Source organism: Rhodococcus sp. P1Y, from assembly GCF_003641205.1.
Classification (GTDB): domain Bacteria; phylum Actinomycetota; class Actinomycetes; order Mycobacteriales; family Mycobacteriaceae; genus Rhodococcoides.
In genome coordinates this window covers 121174-146919 of the sequence record NZ_CP032762.1, presented here as the reverse complement: position 1 = coordinate 146919, position 25746 = coordinate 121174, and the positions used below count along the sequence as shown (strand labels likewise).

The 25746-nt window shown below is 63.9% G+C and carries 25 protein-coding genes; 19 read left to right on the top strand and 6 right to left on the bottom strand.

All coding sequences use genetic code 11. From position 1 onward, the window contains the following. Positions 1–108 precede the first annotated feature (108 nt). The 4 genes from nth to marP are packed head-to-tail and all read left to right on the top strand — an operon-like array spanning position 109 to position 3342. Entirely contained in the window at positions 109–795 is a 687-nt protein-coding gene (nth, locus tag D8W71_RS00690) for an endonuclease III (protein WP_236077877.1), read from the top strand. Beyond that, a complete protein-coding gene (locus D8W71_RS00685) occupies positions 792–1451 on the top strand; it encodes a TlpA family protein disulfide reductase (RefSeq protein WP_121110096.1) in 660 nt (219 codons plus the stop codon). The genes nth and D8W71_RS00685 overlap by 4 nt, the downstream gene beginning before the upstream one ends. After that, positions 1448–2155 (top strand): NUDIX hydrolase, encoded by a 708-nt coding sequence (locus D8W71_RS00680; RefSeq protein WP_121110094.1) that lies wholly within the window; start codon positions 1448–1450, stop codon positions 2153–2155. Before D8W71_RS00685 ends, D8W71_RS00680 begins: the two co-directional genes overlap by 4 nt. Next, positions 2152–3342, top strand: a complete 1191-nt coding sequence (gene marP, locus D8W71_RS00675; protein ID WP_121110092.1) for an acid resistance serine protease MarP — start codon at positions 2152–2154, stop codon at positions 3340–3342. The genes D8W71_RS00680 and marP overlap by 4 nt, the downstream gene beginning before the upstream one ends. An 11-nt stretch (positions 3343–3353) precedes the next feature. Here marP and D8W71_RS00670 read toward each other — a convergent pair whose 3' ends face one another. Both D8W71_RS00670 and D8W71_RS00665 read right to left on the bottom strand, forming a co-directional pair. Beyond that, on the bottom strand, positions 3354–4277 hold the full coding sequence (locus D8W71_RS00670; RefSeq protein WP_121110090.1) for an alpha/beta fold hydrolase: 924 nt from the start codon (positions 4275–4277) through the stop codon (positions 3354–3356). A gap of 15 nt (positions 4278–4292) precedes the next feature. Next, the gene (locus tag D8W71_RS00665) at positions 4293–4796 is read right to left on the bottom strand and encodes a phage holin family protein (protein WP_121110088.1); all 504 of its coding nucleotides are present in this window, start codon (positions 4794–4796) and stop codon (positions 4293–4295) included. A gap of 206 nt (positions 4797–5002) precedes the next feature. Between D8W71_RS00665 and D8W71_RS00660 the strand changes: the two genes are divergently transcribed. Beyond that, a complete protein-coding gene (locus D8W71_RS00660; RefSeq protein ID WP_201265216.1) occupies positions 5003–6376 on the top strand; it encodes an MFS transporter in 1374 nt (457 codons plus the stop codon). Between the two features lie 115 nt (positions 6377–6491). On the opposite strand, the gene acs is transcribed toward D8W71_RS00660, so the two are convergent. Next, positions 6492–8435, bottom strand: coding sequence for an acetate--CoA ligase (acs, locus tag D8W71_RS00655; RefSeq protein WP_121110084.1), 1944 nt, complete (start codon positions 8433–8435; stop codon positions 6492–6494). Positions 8436–8864: 429 nt separating this feature from the next. Here acs and D8W71_RS00650 point away from each other — a divergent pair, with 429 nt between their 5' ends. The 5 genes from D8W71_RS00650 to D8W71_RS00630 all read left to right on the top strand — a co-directional run bounded on the left by D8W71_RS00650 (position 8865) and on the right by D8W71_RS00630 (position 15108). Continuing rightward, a complete protein-coding gene (locus tag D8W71_RS00650) occupies positions 8865–10493 on the top strand; it encodes a peptide ABC transporter substrate-binding protein (protein ID WP_121110082.1) in 1629 nt (542 codons plus the stop codon). A 143-nt stretch (positions 10494–10636) separates the two neighbouring features. Beyond that, positions 10637–11563, top strand: a complete 927-nt coding sequence (locus D8W71_RS00645) for an ABC transporter permease (RefSeq protein WP_121110080.1) — start codon at positions 10637–10639, stop codon at positions 11561–11563. After that, positions 11556–12515: an ABC transporter permease gene (locus D8W71_RS00640; RefSeq protein ID WP_121110078.1), complete on the top strand. Its 960-nt coding sequence runs from the start codon at positions 11556–11558 to the stop codon at positions 12513–12515. Before D8W71_RS00645 ends, D8W71_RS00640 begins: the two co-directional genes overlap by 8 nt. Further along, positions 12512–14230, top strand: a complete 1719-nt coding sequence (locus tag D8W71_RS00635; protein WP_121110076.1) for a dipeptide ABC transporter ATP-binding protein — start codon at positions 12512–12514, stop codon at positions 14228–14230. Before D8W71_RS00640 ends, D8W71_RS00635 begins: the two co-directional genes overlap by 4 nt. A 140-nt stretch (positions 14231–14370) precedes the next feature. Beyond that, on the top strand, positions 14371–15108 hold the full coding sequence (locus tag D8W71_RS00630; RefSeq protein WP_121110074.1) for an oxidoreductase: 738 nt from the start codon (positions 14371–14373) through the stop codon (positions 15106–15108). 392 nt (positions 15109–15500) lie between these two features. Here the strand turns inward: D8W71_RS00630 and D8W71_RS00625 are convergent, their stop codons facing one another. Beyond that, on the bottom strand, positions 15501–16334 hold the full coding sequence (locus D8W71_RS00625) for an HAD-IB family hydrolase (protein WP_121118342.1): 834 nt from the start codon (positions 16332–16334) through the stop codon (positions 15501–15503). 370 nt (positions 16335–16704) lie between these two features. Here D8W71_RS00625 and ssd point away from each other — a divergent pair, with 370 nt between their 5' ends. The 7 genes from ssd to D8W71_RS00590 are packed head-to-tail and all read left to right on the top strand — an operon-like array spanning position 16705 to position 21235. Then, a complete protein-coding gene (gene ssd, locus D8W71_RS00620) occupies positions 16705–17790 on the top strand; it encodes a septum site-determining protein Ssd (protein WP_121110073.1) in 1086 nt (361 codons plus the stop codon). Then, positions 17787–18968, top strand: a complete 1182-nt coding sequence (locus D8W71_RS00615) for a TadA family conjugal transfer-associated ATPase (protein ID WP_121118340.1) — start codon at positions 17787–17789, stop codon at positions 18966–18968. Before ssd ends, D8W71_RS00615 begins: the two co-directional genes overlap by 4 nt. Beyond that, on the top strand, positions 18965–19762 hold the full coding sequence (locus D8W71_RS00610; protein WP_121110071.1) for a type II secretion system F family protein: 798 nt from the start codon (positions 18965–18967) through the stop codon (positions 19760–19762). Before D8W71_RS00615 ends, D8W71_RS00610 begins: the two co-directional genes overlap by 4 nt. After that, positions 19759–20331: a type II secretion system F family protein gene (locus tag D8W71_RS00605; RefSeq protein ID WP_201265214.1), complete on the top strand. Its 573-nt coding sequence runs from the start codon at positions 19759–19761 to the stop codon at positions 20329–20331. Before D8W71_RS00610 ends, D8W71_RS00605 begins: the two co-directional genes overlap by 4 nt. Before the next feature lie 57 nt (positions 20332–20388). Next, positions 20389–20589 carry a DUF4244 domain-containing protein gene (locus D8W71_RS00600; RefSeq protein ID WP_121110067.1) on the top strand — a complete coding sequence of 67 codons (201 nt, stop codon included), beginning with the start codon at positions 20389–20391 and terminating at the stop codon, positions 20587–20589. A 20-nt stretch (positions 20590–20609) separates the two neighbouring features. Continuing rightward, positions 20610–20897 (top strand): TadE family type IV pilus minor pilin, encoded by a 288-nt coding sequence (locus D8W71_RS00595; RefSeq protein ID WP_121110065.1) that lies wholly within the window; start codon positions 20610–20612, stop codon positions 20895–20897. Next, a complete protein-coding gene (locus D8W71_RS00590) occupies positions 20894–21235 on the top strand; it encodes an Rv3654c family TadE-like protein (protein WP_121110063.1) in 342 nt (113 codons plus the stop codon). The genes D8W71_RS00595 and D8W71_RS00590 overlap by 4 nt, the downstream gene beginning before the upstream one ends. Before the next feature lie 40 nt (positions 21236–21275). Here D8W71_RS00590 and D8W71_RS00585 read toward each other — a convergent pair whose 3' ends face one another. Then, positions 21276–21818 (bottom strand): FAS1-like dehydratase domain-containing protein, encoded by a 543-nt coding sequence (locus tag D8W71_RS00585; protein ID WP_236077654.1) that lies wholly within the window; start codon positions 21816–21818, stop codon positions 21276–21278. A gap of 115 nt (positions 21819–21933) precedes the next feature. Then, positions 21934–24297, bottom strand: a complete 2364-nt coding sequence (locus D8W71_RS00580; protein ID WP_121110061.1) for a DEAD/DEAH box helicase — start codon at positions 24295–24297, stop codon at positions 21934–21936. A gap of 448 nt (positions 24298–24745) precedes the next feature. Here D8W71_RS00580 and D8W71_RS00575 point away from each other — a divergent pair, with 448 nt between their 5' ends. Beyond that, complete coding sequence (locus D8W71_RS00575; RefSeq protein WP_005248460.1) at positions 24746–24949, top strand: cold-shock protein; 204 nt, start codon at positions 24746–24748, stop codon at positions 24947–24949. Between the two features lie 156 nt (positions 24950–25105). Then, positions 25106–25693, top strand: coding sequence for a hypothetical protein (locus D8W71_RS00570; protein WP_121110059.1), 588 nt, complete (start codon positions 25106–25108; stop codon positions 25691–25693). Positions 25694–25746 lie beyond the last annotated feature (53 nt).

Sequence of the window (25746 nt, the reverse complement as noted above, 5' to 3'; positions counted from 1 at the left end):
GCAGATTCTTGTCCGTACAGTTGTGGAGTGAAATCGACAGCGCCCTCTGCGCTCGACGTGCGTAAACGCGAAGAGACGAAGTTGGGGCTCACGCGTCGAGCGCGACGCATGAATCGCGAGTTGGCGCGGGCGTTTCCGCATGTGTACTGCGAACTCGACTTCACCAATCCGCTCGAACTCGCCGTGGCAACGATCCTGTCCGCGCAATGCACCGACAAGCGCGTCAATCTCGTCACGCCCGCGCTCTTCGTGAGATATCGCACTGCGCGGGACTATGCGGAGGCCGATCGCACCGAGCTCGAGGAATACATTCGCACCACCGGCTTCTACCGGAACAAGGCCAACTCGCTCATCGGCCTCGGCTCAACGTTGCTCGAGAAGTTCGACGGCGAGGTTCCCGCGAATCTGAAGGACCTCGTCACGCTGCCGGGAATCGGTCGCAAGACCGCCAACGTCGTGCTGGGAAACGCGTTCGATGTTCCGGGCATCACCGTCGACACTCATTTCGGAAGGCTCGTTCGTCGGTGGCAGTGGACCGAGGAAGAAGACCCGGTCAAGGTCGAGCACGCGGTCGGAGCGCTGATCGAGCGCAAGGAGTGGACTCTGCTCTCGCACCGGGTGATCTTTCACGGCCGCCGGGTCTGCCACGCCCGCAAACCGGCCTGCGGAGTGTGCATCCTCGCGAAGGACTGCCCGTCCTACGGGCTCGGTCCGACAGACAAGGTTGCCGCAGCTGCCCTGGTGAAGGGTCCCGAAACCGAGCATCTGCTCGCGCTTGCCGGCATCGAGTCATGACTGGATCTTCGGCTCGCTGGTCGTTGGCGGCCCTGCTGGTCGTCGCGGCCCTCGTTTTCGCAATCTGGCCGCGTGGGGAGGACTTGCCGGCTGATACGGCCGCGCCGGGTCAGGGTGCTCCGATTTCCGAGGAGCGCCGCTCGGTGGACACGGCAGAAGCGCTCGCACCGCTTCGGGAGCGGGCCGCGCTCGACGGATGCCCGACGCCACCTCCAGCGGCCACCTCCAGCGGTCCACTGACCGGGATCGTGCTCGAGTGCATCGGCGACGGCTCGCGCGTCGATCTCGGCCAGGCATTGGCGGGTACGCCGGCGCTGATCAACCTGTGGGCGTACTGGTGCGGGCCGTGTGCGCAGGAGTTACCGCATCTGCAGGAATACGGCGACCGAATGGACGGCCGCATAACCGTGCTCACGGTCCATCAGGATCGAAACGAGTCGAACGGTCTGACGAAGCTGGCCGACTACGGTGTCACGCTGCCAGGAGTTCAGGACGGAACCGGTCGTATAGCAGCAGCGCTCGGCGCGCCGAGCGTGCTCCCGGTCTCGATTCTCGTCGGCGCGGATGGCACTGTCGCAAAGGTGTTGCCGCAACCGTTCGACAGTGTCGACGAAATAGACGAGGCCGTGTCCACGAACTTGGGCATTGCCCTATGACCACGCCGCAGTGGCTCGGACAGGTCGTCGATGCGGCCGCCGGTGAACACGGGCTCGTCGATTCGACCGGCACCAACCCGGTCCTCGAACGCGTGTCCCCCGACGGCGCGACCACGCGTCAGGCAGCAGTATTGGTCCTGTTCGGAGGATCCGAAGACGCCGACGCGACCGCTCGCGGCGGATTGCCTGCCGATGCAGATGTTCTGCTGACCCAGCGGGCCGCGACGCTACGTCAACACAGCGGTCAGGTTGCGTTCCCCGGCGGGGCCACCGATCCGGGCGACGATTCTCCCGTCGCGACGGCTCTGCGTGAAGCCGAGGAGGAGACGGGCCTGGACCCTACCGGTGTGCAACCGCTGGCGACGATGCCCGGCATCTATGTTCCGCCTTCGCAGTTCGACGTGGTTCCCGTGTTGGCGTACTGGCGCGCACCGAGTGCTGTGGGCGTCGTCGACACGGCCGAGGCCGCGCGGGTGGTGCGCGTGCCGATCCGATCGCTCCTCGATCCGGACAATCGTTTTCAGGTCAGGCACCCGGCCGGCTACCAGGGGCCGGCGTTCGCCGTCGACGGAATGCTGGTGTGGGGCTTCACCGGCGGTATCCTGGCAGGCCTGCTCGCGGTTTCCGGATGGGAAACCGAATGGGACACGAGTGACATTCGCGATCTGGAGGCGAGCTTGGCAGCGGTAGGCGGTTCAGTGTGACGGGCTCCACGTGGGTCGACGTCGTCGTTGTCGGGGTAGCGTTGCTGGCGGCGTCCTCGGGGTGGCGACAGGGCGCGGTGGCGTCGGCGATGGCGTTTCTGGGTGTCGTGCTCGGTGCCGTCGCGGGAATTCTGATCGCACCGCACGTGCTCGAACACGTCGACGGGTCCAGGTTGCGAGTGTTCGTCGGCATCGGATTGATCGTGGTCCTCGTGATCGTCGGCGAAGTGTCCGGCATGGTGCTCGGGCGTGCGCTGCGCAGCGGAATGCATTCCCGCGGAGCGCGATCGGTCGACAGCGTCGTCGGAGCCGGCCTGCAGGCCGTAGCGGTCCTCGCGGCCGCGTGGCTGCTGGCGATTCCGCTGACGTCGTCGTCTCAGCCGGATGTCGCAAGCGCCGTGCGTGGTTCGAAGGTGTTGGGGAAGGTCGACGAGGCTGCGCCGCAATGGCTTCGGGAAGTTCCGAAGGAATTCTCGGCGTTGCTCGACACCTCGGGTCTTCCCGACGTCATCGGACCGTTCGGACGCACCCCGGTCGCGAACGTCGAGCCGCCCGACCCCGCTCTGCAGGCGAGTCCGGTTGTCCAACAGCTTCACGAGAGCGTTCTCAAGATCAGCGGCGTCGCACCGAGCTGCCAGAAGGCGCTCGAAGGTTCCGGTTTCGTCGTCGCACCCGAGATGGTGATGACCAACGCCCACGTCGTCGCGGGCACCGACGGCATCACTGTCGACTCGCTCGGAACTGTTCTCGATGCCGAGGTCGTGCTCTTCGATCCGGAGGAGGACGTCGCGATTCTGCGTGTGCCGGGTCTGCAAGCGCCGGTGCTGAACTTCGTCGACAACCCAGCAACATCTGGGGAGAGCGCAATCGTGCTCGGCTACCCAGGCGGAGGCCCGTACACGGCGAGCCCCGCACGAGTTCGTGAAGTACTGAACCTCAGCGGACCCGACATCTACCGCACCGGCACCGTCGAACGGCAGGTCTACACCGTCCGCGGAACCGTTCGGCAGGGCAACTCCGGCGGACCACTCGTCTCGGAGAACGGACAGATTCTCGGCCTCGTTTTCGGTGCAGCCGTCGACGATCCCGACACCGGCTTCGTCCTCACAGCCGACGAAATCGCCGACGAACTGCAGCAGAGTCTGTCGAGTCCGGTCCCCGTCGGAACGGGAGCCTGCATTCTGTAGGCGCGTAGCGCCTAGAGCAATTCCTTCAGCTGCTCGGTGACCTCGTCCGGTGCTTCCTGGTGCGCGTAGTGCCCGGCACCGAGGACGGTGTGGAGCCTGCGTCGAGGTGCCCACCGGGCATCGCCCTCGACCGTACGGGCCAGGACGTACGGATCGAGCTCGCCGCGGATCTGCAGAACAGGGATCTTCAATTCCTCGTCCATTGCCTGCATGAAGCGTCGGCCGTCCGAGCGGAACTGGCTTCTGAACGCCCAGCGCTGATACTCCAGCGCACAATGTGCGGCACCGGCGATCCGAATTGCGGACCGCATGTGCGTCGACGCATCGGCGAATTCTTCGGTGCCCTGCCAAGACGGGCTCGTGCGCGACCTGAAGAGCTGTTCGACCGCGTCGCCCCCGGCCTTCGTCAGCGTCCGCTCCGGAACGAGCGGTACTTGGTAGCGCAGGAAGAACGGCAGCAGGGCCCGTCGTTGAGCCTTGTTCTTCAGGACAGCCCTGCGTAACGCGATTGGATGAGGCGAGCCGACCAACCCGATGGACGTGACCATCCGGGGATGAAGCGCAGCCGTCGCCCAGCACACGAGTCCGCCGTCGGCATGCCCGACGAGCGTGGCCTGTCCGTAACCGAGTGCGCGAATGAGACCGACGACGTCACCGGCGAGCGTCCAGCCGTCGTATCCGCGTGGTGGTTTGTCGGTGTCCCCGTATCCGCGAAGGTCGACGGCCACCGCGCGATAGCCCGCGGCCGACAGTGCGGTCAGCTGGTGGCGCCACGACCACCAGAAATCAGCGAAACCGTGGAGCAACACCACCAGCGGCGCGTCGGGCGGAGCGGTGGCCGTCTCCACGACGTGGAAGCGGATTCCATTCGCGTGGATGTCGCGGTGCGTCCACGGACCCGCGAAGCGGACGGTCGACGGGTCTGGCTGGATCATGATGTGAGCGAGGCGCTACTTCTTGTAACCGGGGATGCCGGGGGTGGACTCGTGCTGGTTCGGCAGTACGGTCGACGCCTGCTTGAGCGAATCGATCGTCTTCTCGGGCTTGCGCAGCTTCTTGACCCGGAGATAACCGAGAAGGCCGAAGATCGCAGCGGTCAACAGCATCACCACGAAAACGATCAGGAACGACGCCCATCGGGGCAGCCAGATGTCGAGGGTCTCGGCTGCGAAGAAGAAGAAGAAGAAAGCGCTGAAGATCAGAACGGCGAGTGCGAGAAGAAAGAACAGGCTGCCCTGCAAGCCCTTCTTGATCTCACCGGTGACCTCGGCCTTGGCGAGTTCGACCTCGGCGCGTACCAGGGTGGAGACCTGCGTCGTCGCGTCCTTGACGAGGTTGCCGATAGTCCCGGTGCCTGGCGCGCGGTAGTCGACATCCGACAGCGGGATGGACGAAATTGTGTTCGGTACTCCGTCTCGGTAGCCCGCGCTACTGCCGCGATTGGTCTCGCTCAACTTCTCGACCCCTCCACTTGCTGGTGCTCATCGTTTCTCGTCGGTCTTCGCCGTAACACTAGTGCCGATCCCGGCGACCTTGCTTCGTGGCTACGTGAACTCGAACCGGAATCGAGTATGAAGATAAATTCTCAGGTTCTCATCAGGTAACTTCACCTGACGTTCCCATACCCCATTCTCTCGACCGCAATCGCAGGAGCACAACCGTGAGTACTACCTCGGCCGTCCCAGGAGACGGCTCAACTGCACCGGCGCCGGAGGTACCACGGTCTCGCATCGTCGTCGCTTCCATGGTCGGCACGTCGATCGAATTCTTCGACTTCTACATCTACGCGACGGCCGCGGTTCTCGTCTTCCCGAAGCTGTTCTTTCCGGCAGGCAACGACACGACGGCGCTGCTGGCGTCGTTCGCGACGTTCGGTCTCGCGTTCATCGCGCGTCCCATCGGATCGATTCTGTTCGGCCATTTCGGCGACCGAATCGGACGCAAGGCGACACTCGTGGGCTCGTTGCTGACGATGGGCGTCGCAACCTTCTTGATCGGCCTGTTGCCCACGTACGACTCGGTGGGACTGCTGGCGCCTGCACTGTTGGCGGTCATGCGCTTCACCCAGGGCGTCGGTCTCGGCGGTGAGTGGAGTGGAGCAGCATTGCTGGCCACCGAAACCGCGAAGCCAGGAAAGCGTGCGTGGGCGGCGATGTATCCGCAGCTCGGCGCCCCCATCGGCTTCTTCTTCGCCAACGGCATCTTCCTGCTGATCGTCACGATCACCGGTTACGACGCCGCCAACTCCGGCACCGATCATGCGTTCCTCAGCTGGGGTTGGCGCATCCCGTTCCTGCTGAGCGCGGTCATGGTCATCATCGGTCTGTACGTCCGTCTCAAGCTCGAAGAGACCCCGGTGTTCAAACTCGCCGTCGAACGCGGTCAGAAGGTCAAGACACCGCTCGCGGAGGTCTTCAGGACCAGCTGGCGTCAGCTGATCATCGGCACGTTCGTCATGCTCGCGACCTACACGCTCTTCTACATCATGACGACGTGGGTGGTCAGCTACGGCACCGGCAAGGTCTCGGACGTGAACGGCCCGAAGATCACCATCGCGTACACGGAGTTCCTCGAACTGCAGCTCATCGCGGTGCTCTTCTTTGCCGCGCTGATTCCGGTCGCAGGACGGCTCGCCGACAAGTACGGGCGGCGCCCGACGCTCATCGTCATCACCAGCGCGATCGTCGTGTTCGGGTTGTCGTTCAACTGGTTCGCAGCGCCCGAGAGCGCATCGGCCGGACGCATGCTGGTCTTCATGTGCGTCGGTCTAGGGCTGATGGGTCTGACATTCGGACCGATGAGCGCCGTTCTGCCGGAGCTGTTCCCGACCAACGTGCGCTACACGGGTTCGGGAATCTCGTACAACACCAGCTCGATCCTCGGTGCCGCTGTGGCGCCGTTCATCGCCACCTGGCTCGTGTCGAGCTACGGCGTCGGCTGGGTGGGCGTATACCTCGCCATCGTCGCCGCGCTGACGCTCGCAGCGTTGATCGTCATGAAGGAAACCAGGGATCAGCAGCTCGAGAACGTCTGACGCCGAGTGAAAAATACCCCCGCGTTGTGCGGATCCAGGAGTCCTGGGCGCACAAAGCGGGGGTATTTGCGGGCAGGAGCGGAGCCAGCGGAGCGACCCGACGAGCCAGCAGGAACTAGCGGCCCTTCTTGATCGACTCGAACACCTTCGGGTCGACGAGGGTGGAGACGTCACCGAGTTCGCGGCCCTCGGCTACGTCGCGCAGTAGGCGACGCATGATCTTGCCGGAGCGGGTCTTCGGGAGTTCGGGGACGATGGAGATTTCTCGTGGCTTGGCGATCGGTGAGATCTCCTTCGACACTTGATCTTTGAGTTCCTTGATCAGTGCGTCGCCAGTGTTCTCCACTCCCGCGCGCAGGATGACGAACGCGACGATGCCCTGCCCGGTGGTCTCGTCCGCGGCGCCCACGACCGCTGCTTCGGCGACGCCGTGGTGGCTCACCAGTGCGGATTCGACCTCGCTCGTGGAGATGCGGTGGCCGGAGATGTTCATGACGTCGTCGACGCGTCCGAGTACCCACAGGGCGCCGTCGTCGTCGTACTTGGCGCCGTCACCGGCGAAGTACCAGCCCTCTTCGGCGTACCGGGACCAGTAGGTGTCCTTGTATCGCTCCATGTCACCCCAGATGCCGCGGAGCATCGACGGCCACGGCTGGTCGAGGACGAGGTAGCCGTTTCCGCCGTTTCCGAGCGGCTTGGCGTCGTCGTCGACGATCTTCGCCGAGATGCCTGGTAGCGGGGTCATGGCCGAGCCGGGCTTGGTGGCGGTGACGCCGGGGAGCGGGGAGATCATGATCGCGCCGGTTTCGGTCTGCCACCACGTGTCGACTATCGGTGCCGTGCCGCCGCCGACGACGTCGCGGAACCAGCGCCACGCCTCGGGGTTGATCGGCTCACCGACCGAGCCGAGCAGACGGATCGAGGACAGGTCGTGTGCCTCGGGAATCTCCTTGCCCCACTTCATGAACGTACGAACCAGGGTGGGGGAGGTGTAGTAGATCGATACCTTGTACTTCTCGATGACGTTCCAATGGCGGTGCTCGTCAGGAGAATTCGGGGTTCCCTCGTAGACCACCTGAGTCGCGCGGTTCGACAGCGGTCCGTAGACGATATAGGAATGCCCTGTCACCCAGCCGATGTCGGCGGTGCACCAGTAGACGTCCTTGCCCGGCTTGTGGTCGAAGACGTTGTGATGGGTGTACGACGTCTGGGTCAGATAGCCGCCCGAGGTGTGGATGATGCCCTTGGGCTTACCCGTCGTACCGGATGTGTAGAGGATGAACAGAGGATGCTCGGCCGGGAACGGCTGCGCTTCATGCTCTTTCGACGCCTGGGCGACGGTCTCGTGCCACCACAGGTCGCGGCCTTCGGTCCACGTGACCTCGGAATCGGTGCGCTTGACCACCAGAACGTGTTCGATGGAGGCTGCCCCGTCGACAGCTTCGTCGACGGTGGCCTTGATGGGAGCAGGCTTGCCGCGTCGCCACTGGCCGTCGGTGGTGATGACGAGTTTGGCTTCGGCGTCGTCGATGCGTGAGCGCAGTGCGGTGGCGGAGAAGCCTGCGAAGACGACGGAGTGGGTCAGTCCCAGGCGTGCGCAGGCCAGGATCGAGACGATGGCCTCGGGGATCATCGGCATGTAGATCGCTACGCGGTCGCCGGAGACGAGGCCAAGTTCGGTGAGGGTGTTGGCGGCCTGGCTGACTTCGGCGAGCAGGTCGGAGTAGGTGACGTCGCGGCTGTCGCCGGGTTCGCCTTCCCAATGGATGGCGACCTGATCACCGTGACCGTCGACGACATGGCGATCCACGCAGTTGTAGGCGACGTTGAGTTCTCCGTCGCCGAACCACTTGGCGACGGGTGCGTCCGACCAGTCGAGGACCTCGGTGAACGGGGTGTGCCAGTGCAGCCTGCGAGCCTGCTCTGCCCAGAACGCCAGGCGGTCCTGTTCGGCTTCGTCGTAGAGACCGGCGGTCGCGTTGGCCTGCGCCGTGAACTCCGCGGAGGGCGGGTAGGAATCCGCAACGCTCTCGTGGGCTCCGGAGGTACTGGTCGTCATCTTCGAATTGCTCGCTTTCGTCCGTCCATTACAACGCTCTTGCAGCCTTAGTGAGGGTAGTCACATGTGAGCGCTGTCGCATCGTTGCAGCGGGGTGCAACCCTCTGATCTGCGGTGATCGGTTGGTTTGGCGCGGTGGGCGGTACCGGGCACTGTTCGAATGGGCAGGTCTCGGCGGAGGGGCCGACAGATCTCGGGAAATGACTTGCCGAAACGTTTCGGACATGTTTCGTGCCTACTCGCCGGTCAGCTAAATGCGGGGGAGTTCACATGATCGTTTCAACGTGTGTCTAAAGTCCTCGTTATTGAGATCGTTGCCACCCGCCATGCGTGGGGTGGCCGGCGGTCGCCCCACAGAACCCCGTGGGCGTGACGCCCGTGGGGAACGATCACGGCGAACCCGTGATCAACCGATAGAGAGGATTTGTCTTGCGTAGAACACGCATTGCGACAGCTGCGATAGCAGTTGTCGTAGGAGCGGCGCTGGTCACGGCGTGCTCATCGAGTGACTCGTCCAGCGGAGGTGGATCCGGAGACGGCTCCGCCATCATCAACGCCTGGAGCGGCGAGCCCCAGAATCCGCTCGTTCCGACGAACACCAGCGAGAACACCGGTGGACGAGTCGTCGACTCGATCTTCGCAGGCTTGGTCTCGTACACCCCGGAGGGCGGTGTCGAGAACGAGGTCGCCGAGTCCATCGACACCACCGACGGCCAGAACTACACCGTCACCCTGAAGGACGGCTGGACGTTCACCGACGGCACCCCCGTCACGTCCAACTCGTTCGTCGACGCCTGGAACTACGGCGCTCTCTCGACCAACGCGCAGCTGCAGGGTTCGTTCTTCGATCCGATTGCCGGCTACGACGAGGTTGCAGCCGAGAACCCGACGGTTCAGACGATGTCCGGTCTGAAGGTGGTCGACGACAAGACGTTCACCATCGAGCTCAAGCAGCCCGAGGCAGCGTTCCCCGATCGTCTCGGCTTCGCCGCGTACTACCCGCTGCCCGAGGTCGCCTACACCGATATCGCTGCATTCGGCGAGAACCCGATCGGCAACGGCCCGTACAAGTTCGCCCAGGAGGGCGCTTGGCAGCACAACGTGAAGATCGATCTGGTCACCAACCCGGATTACGACGGAAACCGTAAGCCGGCCAACGGTGGTATCAGCTTCATCCTCTACAGCAACCTCGACACCGCGTACACGGATCTGCTGTCGAACAACGTCGACGTTCTCGACAACGTTCCGTCCTCGGCCGTGACCACCTTCGAGACCGATCTGCCCGGACGCACGGTCAACCAGCCGTCTGCCAGCATCGAGACCTTCACCATCCCGTCGCGCCTCGCGCACTTCGGCGGCGAAGAAGGCGTGCTGCGTCGTCAGGCGATCTCCAAGGCGATCAACCGCGACCAGATCACCGAGCAGATCTTCAACAACACTCGTACCCCGGCCAAGGACTACACCAGCCCCGCTATCGAAGGCTGGACGGACTCGCTCGAGAACGAGACCAACGTCGAGTACGACCCCGATGCCGCAAAGGCCCTCTGGGCTCAGGCAGACGCCATCGCACCGTGGACGGGCACGTTCGCCATCGCCTACAACTCCGATGGCGGACACCAGGAATGGGTCGACGCAGTCACCAACAGCATTCGCAATACGCTCGGCATCGAGGCGCAGGGCGCTCCGTACCCGACGTTCGCGCAGCTGCGTACCGAGGCCACCAACCGCACCATCCCGACGGCGTTCCGTTCGGGCTGGCAGGGTGACTACCCGCAGCAGTATGGCTTCCTGGCGCAGAACTACCAGACCGGCGGCAGCTCCAACGACGGTGACTACTCCAACCCCGAGTTCGACCGACTGCTCCGCGAATCCGCGAGTGAGACCGACAAGGACAAAGCGCAGGAGCTGGTCAACCAGGCTCAGGCGATCCTTCTCAACGACCTTCCGGCAGTACCGAACTGGTACCGCAACGCAGCAAGCGGTTGGTCCGAGAACGTCACCAACGTGAAGATCGGCTGGGACGGAATCCCGATCTACAACGAGATCGAGAAGAACTGATCTTCGCTTTCCCATCTTCACGAGACCGAGCAGGGCGGTAGGTCTTTCACCTACCGCCCTGCTCGTGTGCTTGTCCCTCACTATCTTTCGACGCCCCGGCTCAGGCTCTGTGACGTCCACCTTCCTCCAAAGGAGGTGATCCGATGCTCTGGTACATCGGACGCCGAATACTTCAGATGATCCCCGTCTTCATCGGGGCAACATTCTTGATCTACGCCATGGTCTTCCTACTACCCGGCGATCCCATTGCCGCGCTCGCGGGAGACAAAGCCATCAGCCCGGCCGTCGCCGATCAGCTTCGGGCCCGCTACAACCTCGACCAGCCGTTCATCGTGCAGTATCTGCTGTACATGAAGGGCATCTTCACCTTCGACTTCGGCATGTCGTTCTCCGGCAGACCGGTCAGTGAAGTTCTCGCACAGGCATTTCCGATCACGATCAAACTTGCCGGCATGGCCCTGGTCATCGAAGCGATTCTCGGCATCGGGTTCGGCCTCATCGCAGGCCTGCGCAAGGGCAAGTTCTTCGACAGCACGGTCCTCGTGTTCAGCCTCGTTCTGATCGCCGTACCGATCTTCGTCATCGGCTTCCTTGCGCAGTTCTTCATCGGTATCAAGTGGGGGTGGGTGCCGCCTACGGTCGGTGGCAACACGAGCTTCACGAACCTTCTGCTCCCCGCGTTCGTTCTCGCCTCGACGTCGTTCGCCTACATCGTTCGGCTCACCCGTACTTCGGTGGCCGAGAACTTGAGCGCCGACTTCGTCAGAACCGCTACCGCCAAAGGTCTTTCACGGCGGCGCGTGGTCAACACTCACGTACTTCGGAACTCGTTGATTCCGGTCGTGACGTTCCTCGGTACCGATCTGGCAGGTCTGATGGCCGGCGCGATCATCACCGAGGGAATCTTCAACATCAACGGCGTCGGCGGCACCATCTACCAGGCCGTCATCCGAGGTGAAGCGCCGACCGTCGTCTCCTTCGTGACGGTCTTGATCGTGGTCTATCTGGTCGCGAACCTCGTCGTCGATCTCCTCTACGCAGCGCTCGACCCAAGGATCCGCTATGCCTGAGCCAACCACCCCGAACGGCCGCGCCGTGAGGCAAGCCCGTTTCGTCGAGCAGGACGAAGTGATCGACGTCAGCCAGACCGACGCTGTCAACATCGACGAGGCCCCCGCCAGCATCTGGAAGGACGCCTGGCACAGCCTGCGCAAGCGTCCGATATTCATCGTCTCGGCACTCATCATTCTCGCGGTGATCGTCGTCGCGGCAGTACCGAGCTTGTTCACCAGCGCCGATCCTCGTTATTGCAACCTGGATTTCAGCATGCAGGGCCCGCAGTCCGGACACATCTTCGGCTTCGACCGTCAGGGCTGCGACATCTACGCCCGTACCATCTACGGAGCTCGCGCATCCGTGGTCACCGGCGTCGGAACCACCTTCCTGGTTCTCGTCATCGGCGTGCTCTTCGGCGCGTTCGCCGGGTTCTACGGTGGATGGGCGGATTCGTTGCTCTCGCGCCTGACGGACATCTTCTTCGGTGTTCCGCTGATCCTCGCGGCTATCGTGCTGATGCAGCTGTTCACCGACCGCACCATCTTCACGGTCATCCTCGTGCTTGCGCTGTTCGGCTGGCCGCAGATGGCTCGAATCTCGCGCGGCGCAGTGTTGTCGGCGAAAAACAACGACTACGTCATGGCCTCACGCGCACTCGGCGTATCGAAGGTGCGCACGCTGATTCGGCATGTGCTGCCGAACTCGATGGCTCCGATCATCGTCGTGACGACCATCTCGCTCGGCACGTTCATCGTCGTCGAGGCGACGCTGTCGTTCCTCGGCATCGGCTTGCCGCCCACCGAGGTCTCGTGGGGCGGCGACATCAGCGCAGCGCAGGTCACCCTGCGTCAGGGATCGACCATATTGTTCTATCCCGCTGCAGCACTGGCAATCACGGTGTTGGGATTCATCATGATGGGTGACGCTCTCCGCGACGCCCTCGACCCCAAGGCGAGGAAGCGATGACCTCCAACCTCGACAAAGCGGAACAGCCTCTGCTCGACATCAAGAACCTGGAGGTCTCGTTCAAGTCCAACTCCGGTCCGGTACCGGCGGTTCGAGGCGTCAGTCTGACCGTGTATCCGGGGCAGACCGTCGCGATCGTCGGAGAATCGGGTTCCGGTAAGTCGACGACGGCTCACGCCATCATCAACTTGCTGCCCGGCACCGGAACGGTGACGGCAGGCGAGATCTGGTTCGACGGCCAGGATCTCGCACAGGCCAAGGAAAAGGACTTCGTCGAGATCCGAGGCAGTCAGATCGGTCTCGTTCCACAGGACCCGATGTCGAACCTGAATCCGGTGTGGAAGATCGGTCATCAGATCGAAGAAGCATTGGACGCCAACGGTATTGCCAAGGGTAAGGCGGCCAAGGCTCGTGCCATCGAGCTGCTCGACGAGGCAGGCCTGACGGACTCCGAGAAGCGCGTCAACCAGTATCCGCACGAATTCTCGGGTGGTATGCGCCAGCGTGCCCTCATCGCGATCGGACTTGCGGCGCGCCCGAAACTGCTGATTGCGGACGAGCCGACCTCGGCTCTCGACGTCACGGTCCAGCGTCAGATCCTCGACCACCTCGAGGGCTTGACGAAGGATCTGGGAACCGCTGTTCTGCTCATCACACACGACCTGGGCCTCGCGGCCGAACGTGCCGAGCACCTGGTCGTCATGAGCAAGGGTCGGATCGTGGAATCCGGACCGGCACTGGAGATCCTGCAGGATCCCCAGCATCCGTACACCAAGAAGTTGGTGTCGGCAGCTCCGTCGCTCGCGTCGCAGAGGCTGAAGTCTTCGGTGGTCCGCAAGGAGATCGTCGAGCATGCCAAAGAGGTGGCCGAGGAGGTCGCCGCAGAAGAGACCGGGACCGCATTCGAGCCCACCAAAGACACGGTGCTCGTCGTCGACAAGTTGACCAAGCAGTTCAAACTGCGCGGCAGCAGTCCTTTCAAGTCGACACTGTTCACCGCCGTCAAGGATGTGTCGTTTCAGGTCGAATGCGGCACGACGACGGCCATCGTCGGCGAGTCGGGATCCGGCAAATCGACGGTCGCGCAAATGGTTCTGGGACTGCTCGAGCCCACCGAGGGTTCGGTGCAGTTCGACGGCCGCGACGTTGCCGGTCTCAGCAGCAAGGAAGCGTTCGCGTTCCGCCGTCGGGTACAGCCGATCTTCCAGAACCCGTACGGTTCGCTCGATCCGATGTACTCGATCTTCCGGACCATCGAGGAGCCGTTGCGGACTCACGGTGTCGGTACCAAAGCCGAACGCGAGGCACGCGTGCGTGACCTGCTCGACAAGGTGTCTCTGCCGACCTCGGTCATGCGCCGATTCCCGAACGAGCTGTCCGGTGGGCAGCGTCAGCGTGTGGCCATCGCACGTGCGCTCGCGTTGCAGCCGGAAGTAGTCATCTGCGACGAGGCGGTGTCCGCGCTCGACGTACTCGTCCAGGCGCAGATCCTTGCACTGCTGAACGATCTGCAGGCCGAACTGGGACTGACGTACCTGTTCATCACCCACGACTTGGCCGTCGTTCGTCAGATCGCCGACGACGTCCTCGTCATGCGCACCGGTGAAATCGTCGAGTCCGCCAAGACTGACGAGGTCTTCGACAATCCGAAGCAGGAGTACACGCAGCGCCTGCTCTCGGCCATCCCCGGAGGGTCCATCTCGCTCGGGGCCTGAGCGTGGGGCCTGAGCGTGGGGCCTGAGCCAGGGGATTCAGCTCGGGGATTCCTACAACACCACCGTGCGTTTGCATCCGATATTTCGGTTGTAGACGCGCGGTGGTGTTGTGAGGAGAGCTCACGGTAGCGTCGTCAGGCGTGACCGATCCTCTCGCACCGCTGCTCGAACTACCCGGCGTCGTAGATGCAGCCGAGCGCGCGCGTGACGCACTCGGCGCCGTCCATCGTCACAAGGCGAACCGACGCGGGTGGCCCGCCACTGCAGCCGAGGCTGCTGTGCGTGCGGCGCGATCGTCTTCGGTGCTCGAGGGCGGTTCGATGGACTTTCCGCGTGAAGGCGAGGTCGGCGATCCGATACTCGCGGGTTCGCTTCGCGTGGCGTCGGCGCTCGACGGTGACGCATTGACGAACATTCTCCCCGTCTGGAAGCGTGCGCCGCTGCAGGCGCTCGCTCGTCTTCATCTGCTCGCCGCAGCGGACTTGGTCGACGACGATTCTCAGCTCGGCAGGCCGCGAGACGGCGTCGGCAATCGGCTCGATTTACTGGCACAGCTCGTCACGGGTGGAACCTCGGCACCTGCGCCCGTCGTAGCAGCCGTCGTACACGGTGAAATCTTGACGCTGAAACCGTTCGGTTCGGCCGACGGCATAGTTGCGCGTGCAGCATCGCGGTTGGTGTCTACTTCGTCGGGCATGGATCCGCACAATCTCGGCGTTCCCGAGGTCGGTTGGATGCGCCGTTCGCAGATCTATCGCAGCGGCGCCGAGGGATTCGCGTCGGGAGAGCCGGCCGGTGTCGGCAGTTGGATCATCTATTGCTGCGGCGCAATCGAAGCTGGGGCCGCGGAGGCGACGTCGATAGCTGACGCGCAGTAGGCGGACGTGCAGTAGGCAAACGTATAAGGGCGAACGTAAAAGGGCGGCGCCGCCGACCTGAGTCGACTTCGCCGCCCGTTAGCACGGATTATCTGGTTACCAAGCGTGCAAAGGTGGGCTGCGGCGATCAATGATCGCGAGGCCTCGGCGTAGATCCGGTGAAGGAGGAGGTCATCCCTGCAACCGGTGCAGGGTTCTTGCTGCTACTTCCCGAAACTCGCAGGCCCACAGCGCTTCTGCCATTTCAGCGGCGCGCTCCGCGTGGGTGCCTGATATCCGTGCTGGGAATCCTGGTCGGGAGAAACGAACCTTCTCTTCCGGTTCGAACTTGGCCTTCCGTTCTTCCGTACGTCATTTGTACCCCGTGACGCCGCTCACATCAAGGGGTTGCGTCAACGTTTCTTTCGGAGTAGCCCATACGTCACCGCGCCGGCGACCAAGGCGCTGAATCCGACTGCGGCACTTGCAGCTACGGTCGTTCCGGATGGAGTCTGGAAACGCGCTCGGAGCGAGACCGGGTTGGAGAACGTCAGAATCGGCCACCCGACGGACGCGGCCTCCTTGCGCAGGGCACGGTCGGGGTTGACGGCAGTCGGGTGCCCGACCGCGTTCAGCATCGGGAGATCGGTGATGGAATCGGAGTATGCGAAACACTGTGACAGGTCGTAGTTTCGAGATTCGGCAAGTACGTTCATCGCCTCGACTTTTCCGTCGCCGTAGCAGTAGAACTCGACCGTTCCGTTGTACCGACCGTCCTCGACCTCCATCCTGGTGGCGGTACTGACGTCGGCGCCGAGTGCTTCGGCGATGGGTCCGACGATTTCCTCGCCCGACGCCGACACCACGACGATGTCGTGACCGCGCAACTTGTGATCGGCGATGAGATCGGCGGCTTCGGCGAAGACGAGCGGATCCACTATGTCGTGCAACGTTTCTGCAACGATCGATCGGACCTGTTCGACGTCCCATCCAGCGCACATGTTGGCAATATGCGCCCGCATCCGCTCCATCTGATCGTGATCGGCACCGGAGAGCAGGAAAAGAAACTGGGCGTAGCTACTCTTCAGTACGGCTCGTCGGTTTATCAGACCCTGATCGAAGAACGGCTTGCTGAAAGCGAGCGTGCTCGACTTGGCGATAATTGTCTTGTCCAAGTCGAAGAACGCGGCAATTCTTCCGACGGGACGCAAGGATTCGGCGTCGTCGATACTGGCGCTGGTGGTCACGCTCCCTACGATAGATGCCGCAGGTGTCTCGCTGGTGTCGCGGCCGCCGATCGACACGCAAAACGGCGAATGTTGAACTTGCAAACGGTGTGCGCGCCGGGTGTAGTATCGGTGCAGTCCGATTCGTTCGGACGTGTTCAGCCCGACCCCCCGGGGCTGAACCCGACGACCCTCGCCTCCTCCCCCCCTGGCGAGGGTCGTCCTCTTTTCTCACCAAATTTTTTGGTACGTACGTCCAGGAATTCATCCACATCCCCTCGTTTCATCCACAATTCGCAGATCGATCCGCGAATGTGGTTGTTTCGCAGCGAGGCTTGGACCTATGGAATTCGACGGAACCACACCCCGTGCAGGTCGCCCGTGTCTGCTGATGACCGGGGACCCCGCACTGAATGCAGAGGTTCTGCGAATCGCAGCCGCAACGGATTGTGTTGTGCTGGAACGGGACCTACCAGTCGGTAATAGCACGCGGCCAGCGTCGTCGCTGCGCTTGGAATGGGAGGATGCGGGAGTAGTTCTGCTCGACGCCGCGAGCGCGCACTGCGCGAACGCCCTTCGAATGCCGCGTCGTGACGGTGTCGTCGTTCTGGCCTCGGCCGAGGCAACGGTCGAGCACTGGCGATCAGCGGCTGCGGTCGGCGCGAGCCGCGTGCTGGAACTCCCGGGTGACGAGGAAGGACTGATTCTTCTCCTCGGCGCCGACCGCGACGAGATGACCTCGGGAGGCGGCGTCATCTCGGTGGTCGGCGCCAGGGGCGGGGCAGGGGGATCGACGCTCGCCGCCGCATTGGCACTGTCGGCGTCGGCCGCAGGGGAACGAACTCTGCTGGTCGACGGTGACCGCTACGGCGGCGGCATCGATCTCCTACTCGGGTGGGAAGACATTCCGGGTTTGCGATGGCCAGGTCTCGTGGTGGAATCGGGACGAATATCAGGGGAGTCTCTGCACGGCGCGTTGCCGACACGGGGATGTCTGTCGGTGCTGTCGGCCGGACGTGTGATTGCCGGATCGGTGGGCGGTTCCGGGGCCGTGTCGAGTGCGGCCGTCATCGATGCAGGTCGTCGCACCGGAGACCTGGTGGTATGCGACGTGCCCAGAATTCCGGGGCCGGACACCGAGGTGTTCCACGACGCAGCGGACCTCGTCGTGCTGGTGGTTCCCGCAGACATCGGGTCGGTGGCGGCCGCCGAGAACATGACGGATTTTCTGGCAACGCGAAATTCCAACATCGGACTCGTCGTGCGGGGGCCTGCGCCCGGCGGATTACGAGCTACGGACATTGCCGACGCTTTGCAACTTCCGTTGCTCGCCAGCATGCGGCCCGAGCCAGGACTCGCGCGACGCGTCGAGACAGCGGGGGTTCGTCTCGCGAAGCGTTCACCGCTCGGGGCCACTGCGGCGAGAATTCTCGCCACGTTCGCTCGCAAGCCGGCATCCGGGAGGTGGGCGGCATGAGTGCTGTGGTCACCGGTGAACTGCTCGACCGTGTTCGTGACCGTCTCGCGGGCTCGGTCGACGACCCGACCCCGACGACCGTCGCCGCTGCGATCCGGATCGAGGCCGGGGGCGTACTCAGCGACACCGATCTGCTTGCAGCGCTGCGGGTACTGCAGACCGAACTGACCGGCGCAGGTCCTCTGGAGCCGCTCCTGAACGACCCTTCCGTCGCCGATGTTCTCGTCACCGCACCCGACGAGGTCTGGGTCGACCGGGGCGCCGGACTCGAACGCACCGCAATCAGTTTCGCCGACGAGTCCTCCGTACGTCGGTTGTGCCAGCGACTCGCCTTGTCGGCAGGCAGGCGTCTGGACGACGCCCAACCCTGGGTCGACGGTCAACTTCCCGGCGTCGGCGACGGCACGTTCGGGGTTCGACTCCACGCCGTTCTCGCTCCGGTGGCGCGCGGTGGAACCTGCCTTTCTCTTCGGGTACTGCGACCCACCACCCAAGGTCTCGATGCGCTCGCCCGCCGCGGCGCAATCGAAGCCGGGGCGCTCGTCCTGTTGCGCAGAATAATCGCAGCGAGACTTGCCTTTCTGGTGGTCGGGGGAACCGGCGCGGGCAAAACCACGTTGCTCGCCGCTCTGCTGGGGGAGGTCCCACCCACCGAGCGCATCGTGTGCGTCGAGGACGCCGCCGAGCTCGCACCCTCGCACCCCCACGTGGTCCGCATGGTTGCCCGAGCCGCAAACGTGGAGGGGGTCGGCGAAGTGACCGTTCGACAACTCGTCCGCCAGGCATTGCGAATGCGCCCCGACAGACTGGTCGTCGGTGAGGTACGCGGAGCCGAGGTGGTGGACCTGCTGACCGCCCTCAACACCGGTCACGACGGTGGTGCCGGAACCATTCATGCCAATTCACCTGCGGAGGTCCCCGCGCGCCTGGAAGCGCTTGCGGCACTGGGCGGGATGAGTCGTTCGGCCCTGCACAGCCAACTCGGCGCCGCTGTGCAAGTTGTCCTGCACGTGCAGCGTGCGGCCGACGGACGACGACGGCTTCGTGAAATCGCGGTTGTCGCGGCGGACGAATCGGGGCGGGTCGCAGTTGTGCCCGCCTGGACGGTGTCCGGCGATGCTCATTCCGGCCGAGCGATACTCGACGCTCTACTCGACAGCCGTTCGGAGCGAACGTGAGCGGGGTCGCGCTTCTGCTGGGCGCGGCAGCGCTGTTCGCTGCCCCCAATCCCAAAGTGCGGCTGCAGATACTGGGACGGCCGGCGCTCGGTATCGGTCTCGGAATTCGTCACCGCGCTGCTGTACTGGTCGTTTCGGTGATCGGCGCCGCCGTTGTCCTTGCGTTCAGCTGTGGAGTGTCGGTGGCGCTGGCTGCCGCGATCGTGGCAGCAACCTTGTGGACGAGGCGGCGCGCCGCAGTTAGGCGTCGTACACACAGGGCCGAGGTGGAGTCCTTGGTGGCGGGTCTCGACACGATCGTCGGTGAACTCGGAGTAGGGGCGCACCCGGCCACTGCGGCGAGCGTGGCCGCGTCCGAATGCTCGGGAACGGCTGCAGCGGCATTCGGCCGAGCGTCCGGACGAGCACGCCTCGGCGGAACGGCCCACGACGGACTGCGCGTGAACGATTCGCCGGTGTCGGACGAACTGGCGATTGTCGCGGCAGCATGGCAGATCTCCGACGACCACGGACTCGGTCTGGTCGGTCTCCTCACCGCTGCGCGGGCTGACATGATGGCACGCAGTAGGTTTCGAGATCGAACTCATGCGTCGTTGGCTGGTGCGCGTGCGACGGGAACGGTGCTGGCGTGTCTCCCGGTCGTAGGCGTCGGGCTAGGGCAGGCCATGGATGCCTCGCCGATCGGAGTGCTGCTTGGTGGTGGTCTCGGCGGTGTTCTCCTCGCAATCGGGTCGGCCCTGGTGTGTGCGGGGTTGCTGTGGACCGATGCCATCGCCGACAGGGTGTGCCGATGACCGGCGCGGCATTGCTGTGTTGGGCTGCGGCGTTGGTGTTCGTGCCTATCGGTTTCGGCCCGCTCGGGAGGTTGAGTCGAGCGGATGCGCCGCACGGAGCGGAGGCTAAAACCGATTCGGCCGACCCGCACGCCACGGCAACTACTTTCGACATGATGGCAGCCTGCCTACGGGGCGGACTACCTGCCGGAGCGGCCGCCCACGCGGTGGCAGCGATCGCGCCGGGCGCAGCGTCCGTCGCCCTGCGGACCACGGCGGATCTGCTGAAGCTCGGCGCAGACCCAGATCTCGCGTGGGCGCCGGTGGCGGCAGAACCACGTATCGAAGCACTCGCACGGATGGCCCGGCGGTCCGCGAGATCGGGTGCTTCCTTCGCCGACGCCGTATCCGAACTAGCTCTCGCAGAACGGATCAGAGCAGAAGATGCAGCCGCAGCCGCGGCCGAGCGAGCAGGAGTGCTCATCAGTGGACCGCTCGGACTGTGCTTTCTCCCCGCGTTCGTGTGCCTCGGAATCGTTCCCGTGGTCGTGGGTCTGGCAAGAAACGTACTGGGCGGCGGACTGCTGTGAGCAACCAAGACTTCCGAAGCGGGGCCGCCGTTTCGGAGAACCAGGAGGGGAATCAGCATGAACAACGTACTGTCTCAGGTCAAGACTCGGCTGCTGTTGGCAGTGGTCGAGGACGACGGAATGTCGACGGCCGAATACGCGATCGGCACCATCGCCGCTGCTGCGTTCGGAGCGATTCTGTACACCGTGGTCACGGGAGGTTCGATCGTGGGCGCGCTGACGGGAATCATCGAGCGCGCGCTCAACACCGCTGTGTAGCGGACAACGGGTCGGCGACGGTGGAGGCCGCGATCGCATTGGCGTCCATCGTCACCGTCGTCGTGACGTGCATCGGTGCGATCTTGGCTGTGTCACTGCATGTTCGGTGCGTCGATGCGGCCAGGGAGTCGGCTCGGCTGGTGGCGCGGGGTGACGCTGCGTCGGAGCAGCTGTTGCCGGAAGGTGCGGCCATGACCGTGTCCGAGCAGGATGGTTTCATCACGGTGAGGGTCGAAGCGGACACCGCTCTACCAGGATTGACGGTGAGCGCCGAGGCGGTCGCGGTGGCTGAAGAACGCCCCGAATGAGGGCGAAAGACGAAGGCGGCGTGACCGTTCTGGCTGCATTTGCGTTGACTGCGCTTCTGGTTGTGGTGATTGCTGTCGTGCACGTCGGTTCTGCGGTGAGTGCGCGACACCGAGCGCAGTCCGCAGCTGATCTGTCTGCGCTGGCTGCCGCGAGTGCGCTGGACCGGGGCGCGGCCGATGCGTGTTCCACAGCCGAAGAACTTGCTGCGCGCATGGAAGGAACGTTGTCCGACTGCGTGATCGACGGGTGGGACGTCGTGGTCGAGGTATCCATCTCGGTCCCGTTGGGCCGCTTCGGTGTTCGCGACGCCGTTGCCTCGGCGCGGGCGGGGCCGTGATGGCACCTCGGCAGCGGGCGACTGGGGGGCTCGGGCTAGCCTATCCGCCTCGGCGCATGATGCCGTCGAGAAGGTCGCCGAATCCGCCGTCGTCCCCACGTCCACCCGTACGGGCGACGAAGGTGGTCTTCGTCGTTGCCACTGGTTCGCCGAACTCGTCCGTTATGTCGTTCGCGGTGACCATGATGTCGCTGCCGCCTGCCTGCCGGAAGGCCTCGAGGCAGAGATCGCTGGTGAGAATGTCGCCGACTCGGATCGGCCGGTGAAGAACCATCTGCTGATCGGAATGGAGAATGTCGCCGAGCCCGTAGCCGATGAGCAAGTTGGCGAACAGTTCGGGCAGTACGGCGGTTCCGATGATGCTGACGAACGTGACCGGCGCGATGATTCCGCCGTGACCCAATTTCCTGGCTGCTTCGTCGTCGGTGTGGGCGGGGTGGTCGTCGTGGACCGATCGCGCGAATTCTCTGATCTTCTCGCGGCCGATCTCGTAGGCGCTTGCCGCGATGTGGTGTTTGCCCACCATGTCCCAAATGGTCCGTGGCGTCGGGAGTTCGAATTCGGTCAAGGCAATCGTCGACATAGTCCACCCCTGTTCGTCGTCGATGCCAAGTCCACCAGCCGCAGAGCCGATGTGCTGAGTGGATCGGGCAAGTCTTAGACAACTTACAAATGCCCGCCCAGCGTGGTGTGCCCGGTCACGAGTGTGCCGCGTCCAGGACTGCCTGCAACACGATCACCGCACCGGCCTTGTCGAGTGGATCGTTCCCGTTTCCGCATTTGGGCGACTGCACGCACGAGGGACAGCCGGTGGGACATTCACACGCGGTGATGGCGTCGCGTGTCGCCTCCAGCCACTCGACAATGGCTCGGTGACCTCGGTCTGCGAAGCCGGCGCCGCCGTCGTAGCCGTCGTAGACGAAGACCGTCGGCAGTCCTGTGTCCGGATGCAGCGCGGTGGAGACCCCGCCGATGTCCCAGCGGTCGCAGGTGGCGACGAGCGGTAGTAGTCCGATTGCCGCGTGCTCGGCCGCGTGTAGCGAGCCAGGAAAGCGCTCGGCTGGAATACCTTTGTCGATGAGTAGTTCTGGAGTGATCGTGTACATGACGGCCCGGGTGTCGAGGGTCTGTTCGGGCATGTCGAGTTCGATCGAATCGAGAATCTCACCGGAATGCAGCCTGCGTAGGTACCCCACGACCTGATGGGTGACGTTCACCTGGACGAGCGCGACGGTCACCTCGCCCAGGATGCGCTGGGAATGCACTGCGGTGACGGCGATGTCGGTGGTCTCGCGCGCCGACGTGTGCCAATCCGGTTGCTCGGCGTGGACGAGCGCGAGTCCGTCCTCCAGATCGAGCTCGTCGACGACGAACGACTCGCCCTGGTGGATGTGAACAGCGCCGGGATGTACTGTGCCGGGAGCCTTTCCGGAGTCGACGGTCCCCAGCATGCGCCCCGATCCACCGTCGACGATCGCCACCTGGGTTCCGGTGCCGCCTCGGATGTTCACCGATGCGTGCGGTGCGTACTTCTGCCCTTCCGGGGTGATGAACCAGCCGTGCGGCCGCTTTCGGACGAGCCCGTCCGAGGCGAGTCGGTCGAGGACGGCGCCGGCTTGAAACTCGCGCGCTTCCTCGGTTGTGATCGGTAATTCGGCTGCTGCGCACAGCATCTGGGGTCCGAGTAGGTACGGGTTGGCGGGATCGGTGACGGTCGCCTCGATCGGCTTGTCCAACAGTGCGGCCGGGTGGTGGACGAGATAGGTGTCGAGTGGGTCGTCGCGGGCGACGAGTGTCACGAGCGAACCCTCACCGCGCCTGCCCGAGCGGCCCGCCTGCTGCCAGAACGACGAGACCGTCCCGGGGAACCCGGCCACGACCACGGCGTCGAGACCGGCGATGTCGACGCCCAGTTCCAGCGCGTTGGTGGTCGCGACTCCGAGGAGGGTGCCGTCGGAAAGGTTCGACTCCAGTGTTCGGCGGTCCTCGGCCAGGTACCCGGCGCGGTAGGCGGCGACACGATTCGGAAGGTCTCGGTCGACATCGGCCAGGAGTCGCTGGGTGCCCAGGGCCGTCACCTCGGCGCCTCGCCTGGACCGGACGAACGTCAGCGTCCGCGCACCTTCGATCATCAGGTCGGCCATGATGCGCGACGATTCGGCTCCGGCGGATCTCCGGACCGGAGCACCGTTTTCGCCGGTGATCTCCTTCAGCAGCGGTGGCTCCCACAGCGCGACGGTGCGGGGGCCGTGCGGCGAACCGTCCTCGGTGACCTCCTCGCACGGAGCGCCGACGAGTCTGGACGCGGCAAGGCCTGGGTTCGACGTGGTGGCGCTTGCAAGGACGAACGTCGGTGACGCCCCGTAGCGGGCACAGATGCGACGAAGCCGTCGAAGTATCAGTGCCACATTGGAGCCGAAGACGCCGCGGTAGTAGTGGCACTCGTCGACGACGACGAATCTCAGGTTCCGGAGGAACCGCGCCCAGCGTTCGTGAGCGCCCAGGATGCCGATGTGGATCATGTCTGGATTGGTGAAGATCCACCGCGCATTCGCCCGTGCCCACTGCCGGATCTCTATCGGAGTGTCACCGTCGTACGCGCTTGCGAAGACCTCGGCCAGTTCCGGTGCATCGCCGCGTAACTCGTCGGTGATCGCGACGGTGTTGCGCAGTTGGTCGGCGCCGAGTGCTTTGGTGGGAGCGAGATATAGCGCGGTCGCGCGTGCGTCGCCGAGAAGGGTGGACAGGATCGGCATCTGGTACGCCAGTGACTTTCCCGATGCGGTGCCGGTTGACAGGACAACGTGATGACCGTCGTTGGCCAGGGTGGCGGCTGCGGCCTGATGTGTCCAGGGGCTCGGTATGCCGCGCGATTGCAGTACCGCCCGCACTTCGGGCTTCAACCACGTTGGCCAGTCCGCGAATTGGGCGACGCGTCCAGGTAGCTCCGCGACGTGGGTGAGCGGGTGTTCGCCCTGCGGGGTGCCGGCGAGTACTCGATCGAGGAGCGATCGACCGTAACTGCTCGATGGACCCTGATTCGACGGATCCGGTTGGGTCACTGCTTGTCTCCATGTTTCGTCCTGAGTTGCGGGTCGTGATGGCCGTTGGCCGCGACCTGCGCTTTTCATGGTATCGGTCCCCGTGTTCGATGGCCGAGGCGGCAGGGCATCACCGCTGGTGGGAATGATTGAACGATTCAATACACCGGGTCGGAAAGCACAAGATCAACAAAATGCGCGAAAACTTGTTTTTTTCGACTGTTGGAAACGACCAAGTCATGGTTCACTTGAGCTGGTCGCAGCTTCTGTGTTCGTTTTCGCGCTCGCAGGATCTAATGTTGCGAGCGGTGTGCTTTTGGAGCGTTTCCTGAAGGGGTCTCGTCTCGGCAGTATCTGTCGGACAGGGGTTCCGCCTGAGGGGGAATTCAGGAAGTACAACGGTCGGAACCGGCCCGGTGGACTGTAAGCGCTGCCCACCGCATCCGGTGTTAGAAAGAGAAGGAAAAGCATGGCACAGGGAACTGTGAAGTGGTTCAACGCCGAAAAAGGCTTTGGATTCATCGCACCAGAAGACGGCTCCGCGGACGTTTTCGTTCACTACTCCGAGATTCAGGGCAGCGGTTTCCGCACCCTCGAGGAGAACCAGCGCGTCGAGTTCGAGGTCGGCCAGGGAACCAAGGGACCCCAGGCAACCGGAGTTCGCGCGGTCTGATCGACACTTCGCTCTCGGGCGAAATCGACACATCATCCCCCTCTCGTGCTCGGGTTCACCCGATCGCGGAGGGGGATGAGTCGTTTGTAGGACTCGCCTCGCGGACACATGCTCAGAACTGGTCCGTTTTCGTCGGGATGTCCTACTGTCCACATTGTGAACCAGCTGTCCTTCTTCTCTGCAGAGTCGTTGCCGCCTTCGGTGACCGACTTGAGTGGACTGCTGGCGTCGACAGGGCAGGTCGTTCTGTCGGCCGCGGGCGCTCGCATCTCGGTCGTCGTCGACGCATACTGGCGAGCCGAGGCGATCGCCGATCTCATCGCCGAGTGCGGTTTGGTCTCCGAGGTCGGAAGATCGGAAGAGGATCGCCCGCTGGTTCGCACCGCGTCGGTGCCGGAACTGTCGGCCTTGGCATCGCAGTGGACGAAAGGCGCAGTCAAGGCGATGCCGCCTGGATGGGTGCCCGGATCGCGTGAGCTTCGCGCGTGGGTCTTGGCGGCCGGCCGGCCGGAAGCAGAGGGCGAACGGTATGTTCTCGGCCTGGATCCGCACGCGCCGGAAACCCACGCACCACTTGCTCAGGCGCTGATGAGAGCGGGAATCGCACCCACTCTCATCGGTACGAGGGGCTCGATGCCCGGGTTGCGCATCACCGGTCGCCGAAGGATGCTGCGGTTGGTCGAGAACGTCGGACGAGCTCCCGAAAACGCGGACGCCTGTACCAGTTGGCCGACCGCCGAGTAAGGGGATTGGCGACTGATCTGCGAGTATTTTGGCGTCGTATGCCACTCTGTTAC